This window comes from Agriterribacter sp., assembly GCF_035444585.1.
Classification (GTDB): domain Bacteria; phylum Bacteroidota; class Bacteroidia; order Chitinophagales; family Chitinophagaceae; genus Agriterribacter.
The window spans coordinates 1-6,282 of sequence record NZ_DAOMOZ010000249.1 but is presented as its reverse complement, the minus strand read 5'-3'; the positions used below and the strand labels follow the sequence as shown (position 1 = coordinate 6,282).

Genomic DNA, 6,282 nt, shown 5'->3' with positions numbered 1-6,282 from the left:
CTTCGCGTTTGTTGGCATCCGGCCCGTGGCAGGCATAGCATTTATCGGACAGGATAGGGCGTACCTGGAAATTATAACTGATGGCATCCGGCTTATTAAAGTTGCCGGATTTTTCCCCGGAAATATATATGAAAGCAAACAATATACCACCTGCCGAACAAGAAAGTATAAGTATATAGAGTTTTTTCATAATGCAATTTTCATAATCGTTGTCCGGGTTGTTTAAAAATACTACATGTTGATCATTGGTGAGTTCAGGCATTTAAGGCTTTGAAGCTGAATTTAAAGTTAAAGAAATCTATGCATTGTGCAGGAGCTTTGAAGGGGGTTATATAATCAAATAAAAAACAATAACAATGTAATCTTTTTGTTTTGGATGCAACACTATTTTGTTGCGTTCTGTCAGAAAGAATGCAATACCATTTCGGCATAAATAAAAAGCCAAAAATGTATACCAGGATAGCCGCGCCGGCAACATGGAACAGTAATTGATGCCCCAAAAATGAGAGATCCCTGTTCACACTGCCATAGGGTTGTCAGCGGCCCGTTTTATGTTTGCATGGTGCATTTCACAAATGCAAATTATCGTACCGGAACCCGGGAATGTTTTTGCCTGATTTTAAAAAATACTAAACAATGCAACAGTTGGTAGAAGTATTCAAGACAAATGTTGAACAGGAAGCGCAAGCGGCCAAATTACTGGCCGCATTGGTTGATTATTTCCCGGCATATAAGATCAATTTCGATCTTCAGGATTGCGATAAGATCTTACGTGTAGAAAGCCGGAATGGCGCTATAGACAATCGCCGGATAATTGAAACAATTGGCGATTTCGGATATGCTATCGAAGAATTGCCGGATTAAAGAATTTGAGATTTGGGATTTGAAATTGGATCTCGCTTCGGATTTCGAATTTATTAACCTCGAGCTTACTCTACTTCCGGCACTCCTGCTTTATACAGTACAGCCCTTGTTTTTGTACTGATGGTATAATTTTCACCGGCACCTGCTATTACAGATTCACCCTTTTTTAGCTGAAGTGTTTGTACAGGATTTGCTATATCCGCTTCTCCTTCTGCGACCAGTAATATTTCTGCCGAAAAAGCGGTATGTGTAAATGGTGTTTGTTTGCCGGGCATGATCTTGCTTATTTCAAAATCGGGAACAGGGCAGTGATATATCCTTTCCGGTCCTCTCTCTTCTCCATTTATAATTTGCGGAACGATGCCTTCAAATAATGTATGTTTTAACAGCTCGGGTACATCTATATGCTTGGGTGTTAAACCGCCGCGCAATACATTGTCAGAATTAGACATCAGTTCAACATTCTGTCCTTCCAGGTAGGCATGTGGCACACCCGCACCCTGGAATATAGCCTGGCCGGGATGCAGTTGTACAATATTAAAAAAATAAATGGAAAATATCCCGCGGTCAATACCGGTATAATTGCCGGCGTATGGTGCTGCTGCTTTACAGGCCCAGTACGCAGGGTCCGACTTTGATAGCTGGTTGGACTTATACAGCGGCTCTGATTTGTAAAGCAATGGTTCGAGCATGCCATTAACCGTAGCCTGCGGCAGTTCCATTACCTGTTTGTACAATCCATAATACCCTTCTTTTTCAAATACAGGCAACAGTATTTTAAATGCTTCTGTTTGCTGTAAGGTTTGCAGCAACAATTTCTTTTCTTTAAAGCCATGCAATAGCCAAAACTCGCTCAATGCCAGCATCACTTCAGGCTTGTGGTTATCATCCTTATAATTGCGGTGCGGCGCATCAAGCGGGATGCCGGCTTCATTTTCCCGTGCGAATCCCTTTTCGGCTTCAGCTTTGGAAGGATGCACCTGTATGGAAAGCATATCTTTTACATCCAATACTTTAAAAAGGTAAGGCAAAGTGCCAAACTGCCCGGCAACTTTTTCCCCGAGCCACCCATTCGTATCTTCTTTGATCAGTTCATTTAATGCTATGCCTTTGTTTTCATTCCATTGAACGATGGAGGGGTTGCTGTTATGCGCACCCATCCAGTATTCGGCATAAGGTTGCTGCGTTATATTGTCTATACCCAATAATGCCGGTATATATCCGGTTCCGCCCCATGCATAGTGTTGTACTTTGCCTGTGAGTTTGTACATCGCGTTCTTTTTATAGATGATCAATCCTGTTCTTTTTCATAGGCTTCATCAATCAGCAAATTTTTTCCGTCGGCTGCTGCCGTGGCCAATTCATCGCAACGGTTATTGTAGGGATTGTCGGCATGGCCTTTTACCCATACAAATTGTATACTGTGTTTTTGGGAAAGCAGGTAAAAGCGCTTCCACAGGTCTTTGTTTTTTTTGCCCCCTTTAAAATCTGTGGCTATCCATTTTTTCAGCCAGCCTTCTTTTACCGCCTTTACGATGTACTGACTATCTGAATATATGATCACAGACATATGCTCTTTTTTTATTGCTTCCAGTGCGGCAATCACTGCCATCAGTTCCATCCGGTTATTGGTGGTGAGCCGGTAACCCTGCGACAATTCCTTTTCCGCAGATCCCCATTTTAAAATAGCGCCATATCCGCCGGGGCCGGGATTACCCCGTGCCGCGCCATCGGTATAAATAATTAATGTTTGATGAGACATAGTTGTTGCCCGAAGCCCGAAGTATTTAAATTCGAATTTCGAATTTAAATACTTCGGATTTTATACTATAATTTCTCCTTTCATATACGTAACAGCATAGCCGCTCATTAACACCCGGTTGCCGGATAGTTCACAATCCAGGTACCCCCTTCTTGCAGAAAGTTGTATAGCTGTAAGCCTGTTCCTGCCGAGTGTCCCGGCCCAATAGGGTGTGAGCAAAGTATGCGCCGACCCCGTAACAGGATCTTCGTCAATGCCGCTTTGCGGGAAAAAGCAGCGTGAAACAAAATCCGACTCTTTGCCGGGTGCAGTTACCAGCACACCCCTGCTTTTAACAGTAGCAAGTGTTTTAAAGTCGGGCTGCAGGTTTTCAACGGTTTGCTGGCTGTTGGCAACTACCATGTAATCAAACCTTCCTTTGTATACCTCAGTTACATCTATCTTCAGTCCTTCTTCTATTGCCGGTGGTATAGCCGTTGCCTTTTCAAAATGATCACAGGGGAAATCCAGTGTAAGCTGACCGTTTTTTTGCCGGATCACTTTTAGCAGTCCGCTTTTTGAATGAAAGCCGATCTCTTTTTGTTTGTACTGTAAATGGTTAAAAAAAATATGCGCAGCGGCCAGTGTAGCATGCCCGCATAAGTCGACCTCAACCGTTGGTGTGAACCACCGGATACGATAGCCATTGTTTTCCGCTACAATAAATGCGGTTTCAGCAAGATTGTTCTCCAATGCTATATTTTGCATGAGTGCATCAGGCAGCCATTCTTTTAAAGAGCAAACAGCGGCGGGGTTGCCGCCAAAAGTTTTTTCTGTGAATGCATCTGCCTGGTATATCGGGATTGTCATGTTGATTGGTTGGGGTGATCGTTGATTGGTTGTTCGTTTACTGCTCAATGCCGGCACCTCACACCTGAAAAACGCCAAGGCTAAAATCTTCTCTCTTATTTTTGTGATTGGCTGCTGCTATTCCCTCAGCGATCAGTTTGCGGGTATCTGCCGGGTCAATGATATCGTCTACCCATAGCCTTGCAGCGGCATAATAAGGTGTTGTTTGCTTTTCGTAGCGTCCTTTAATTTCATCCAGTAATTTTTTTTCTTCTTCAGGATCAATTGTTTTGCCCTTAGCTTTTAATGAACTTACCTGTATCTGGAGTAATGTTTGAGCAGCCTGTTCTCCGCCCATTACGGCTATTTTTGCCGAAGGCCACGCGTAAATGAACCGGGGATCATACGCTTTTCCGCACATGGCGTAATTTCCTGCACCATATGAGTTGCCGATGATGACCGTAATTTTTGGTACAACCGAATTGGCTACCGCATTCACCATCTTGGCGCCGTCTTTAATAATGCCGGAATGTTCGCTGCGCGTACCCACCATAAAACCGGTTACATCCTGTAAAAATACAAGGGGGATATTCTTCTGGTTGCAATTCATTATAAAACGGGCAGCCTTATCTGCGCTGTCATTATAGATCACTCCTCCCATCTGCATTTCACCTTTTTGGGTTTTTATTGTTTTCCGCTGGTTGGCTACAATGCCTACAGCCCAGCCTTCAATGCGGGCATACCCGCACAATATGGTTTGCCCGTAATCCCGCTTATACTGGTCAAACTCAGATCCGTCTGTTATTCTTTCAATGATATGGAGCATATCATACGGCTTTGCTGCGTCTGAAGGCAGAATGCCATATATTTCTGCCGGGTCTTTTTGGGGAAGCCGGGGCTTTATTCTGTTAAATCCCGCGTTGTCTTTTGTTCCCAGCCTGCCGCAGATCTTTTTTATTTCATCGAGGCATTCGTGTTCGGTATCAAATTTATAATCGGCAATGCCGCTTATTTCGGTATGCGTAACAGCACCGCCCAAACTTTCGGCATCCACCTCCTCGCCAATGGCGGCTTTTACCAGATAAGGCCCGGCAAGAAAAATAGAGCCGTTGTTTTTTACCATTAATGTTTCATCGCTCATAACGGGAAGGTAGGCGCCGCCGGCAACACAGGCGCCCATCACCGCTGCGATCTGGGGAATGCCCATGGCGCTCATCCGTGCGTTGTTGCGGAATATCCGTCCAAAATGTTCTTTATCGGGAAAAATTTCATCCTGCATGGGTAAAAACACGCCGGCGCTGTCTACCAGGTAAATCACCGGAAGGTTATTTTCCATTGCAATTTCCTGCATGCGCAGATTTTTTTTGCCTGTGACCGGGAACCAGGCCCCTGCTTTTACGGTTTGGTCGTTGGCCACAATTACACATTGCCTGCCGCTTATATAACCTATGCCGGCAACCGTTCCGCCTGCCGGGCAACCACCATACGCATCATACATTTCATAACCGGCAAAAACACCAATTTCAATAAACGGTTTCCCTGCATCAACCAAATATTCTATGCGTTCCCTTGGAAGCAACTTGTTTTTTTCTCTTTGCCTTTCTTTTGCTTTTTTGCCTCCCCCCGCATGGATCTCTTCCCGGATCTGTTTTACCTGGCTCAGCGCCAGCTTGAGGGTATCTTCATTTTTATTATTTTCCAGCGTCATATCAGCAGCATAATTTCATAATTTATTAATCGCTGTTTAATCCTTTGTCCAGTAGTCTATCACCAGAACTTTATCCAGGTAAGGCTTCAGAATATTGCCGAATGCTTTATGCGCGGGATGAGGCAGATATGCTGCCCTGTCTTCCTCACTTTTAAAGCTCAGGAAAAAGCAATGGGTGAATCCCTGCGCCAGGTTTTCGGGGCTATTATTGGTTCCCCATTCAAATCCTTTAATTTCTTTGATCTTTGATGGCAGCGCCCTGAATGCATCCTCTACCTTTTTTACATCTTCGGGGCTGGCGTCGTCTTTAAATTTAAATACAACAACGTGTCTGAGCATTTTCTGTTCTTTATTGGTGGCTGAAATAATTGTTGCTGCAATAATGCAGGCGGCGACAATAGCAATTACATTTTTCATTTTGATCTGTTTTAGATGTTGTATTCAATAGCTGTTTTAAATACTGGTCAAATATAATCTATAGATTACATTTTTCTCTTTCCGCGATTTTATCGTTTAGAGGATATGCCACCAGGCCTCAAAACACAAAGTTCCGGATCTTCACTGCAATACCCTGCGGTATCAGTGAAAACCTTGCGGCCATTTGAAAATGTAATCCTTTGAATAAATGCAAATAGCAATAAGCAATTTCATTATACCTGAGCATAACCGGTGGCCAATGACGTAAGAAAGCGTTTTCAACCGTTGGAGAATGGGTGTTATAAAGCACAAAAGCGATATGTATGCACATATCGCTTTCGTATTGTGTTTAGCTTAGACTACTCATTCATTACAATGAAATTAGTGTTCTGCTATTGTTCCAGTTTAATTTCGCCTATATCTGTTGCCTCGCCTTCCTTTACTTCCACACCATCTTTAGAGGCATTTTTGTAAGGAGCGTTGGCTTCAATGATTACCTGGTACATTCCCGGTTTGGCATCAGTTATTTCAAATGCACCGTTTGCAATATCAGCTTTGAGCGTATCGGTGCCTGAAATGGCCCATGCTCTAACAGCAGCATCCGGTGGACTAACTGTGCCTTTTACCGATCCGTTCGTAATCACATTGAATGCGAATAATCCTGCGGCAACTATACTTAATGCTGCCAATGTGAGCCTTGCTT

The 6,282-nt window shown here is 43.6% G+C and carries 8 protein-coding genes; 1 reads left to right on the top strand and 7 read right to left on the bottom strand.

Annotation, left to right across the window (positions count from 1 at the left end):
• Positions 1 to 190 (bottom strand): hypothetical protein (locus PLH26_RS19075; protein WP_324587616.1); only part of this gene is annotated, 190 nt, incomplete at its 3' end.
• A 446-nt stretch (positions 191 to 636) separates the two neighbouring features.
• Between PLH26_RS19075 and PLH26_RS19070 the strand changes: the two genes are divergently transcribed.
• Positions 637 to 864 carry a hypothetical protein gene (locus PLH26_RS19070; protein ID WP_324587615.1) on the top strand — a complete coding sequence of 76 codons (228 nt, stop codon included), beginning with the start codon at positions 637 to 639 and terminating at the stop codon, positions 862 to 864.
• A gap of 65 nt (positions 865 to 929) precedes the next feature.
• On the opposite strand, the gene manA is transcribed toward PLH26_RS19070, so the two are convergent.
• From manA to PLH26_RS19040, 6 genes are all read right to left on the bottom strand, one after another.
• A complete protein-coding gene (gene manA, locus PLH26_RS19065) occupies positions 930 to 2,135 on the bottom strand; it encodes a mannose-6-phosphate isomerase, class I (protein WP_324587614.1) in 1,206 nt (401 codons plus the stop codon).
• Positions 2,136 to 2,155: 20 nt separating this feature from the next.
• Positions 2,156 to 2,626 carry a ribonuclease HI gene (gene rnhA, locus PLH26_RS19060; protein WP_324587613.1) on the bottom strand — a complete coding sequence of 157 codons (471 nt, stop codon included), beginning with the start codon at positions 2,624 to 2,626 and terminating at the stop codon, positions 2,156 to 2,158.
• Between the two features lie 60 nt (positions 2,627 to 2,686).
• Positions 2,687 to 3,475, bottom strand: coding sequence for a PhzF family phenazine biosynthesis protein (locus PLH26_RS19055; protein WP_324587612.1), 789 nt, complete (start codon positions 3,473 to 3,475; stop codon positions 2,687 to 2,689).
• Between the two features lie 58 nt (positions 3,476 to 3,533).
• Complete coding sequence (locus PLH26_RS19050) at positions 3,534 to 5,162, bottom strand: acyl-CoA carboxylase subunit beta (RefSeq protein ID WP_324587611.1); 1,629 nt, start codon at positions 5,160 to 5,162, stop codon at positions 3,534 to 3,536.
• A gap of 36 nt (positions 5,163 to 5,198) precedes the next feature.
• On the bottom strand, positions 5,199 to 5,579 hold the full coding sequence (locus tag PLH26_RS19045; protein ID WP_324587610.1) for a Dabb family protein: 381 nt from the start codon (positions 5,577 to 5,579) through the stop codon (positions 5,199 to 5,201).
• Between the two features lie 392 nt (positions 5,580 to 5,971).
• On the bottom strand, positions 5,972 to 6,282 hold a 311-nt coding region (locus PLH26_RS19040), incomplete at its 5' end, for a peptidase associated/transthyretin-like domain-containing protein (protein ID WP_324587609.1).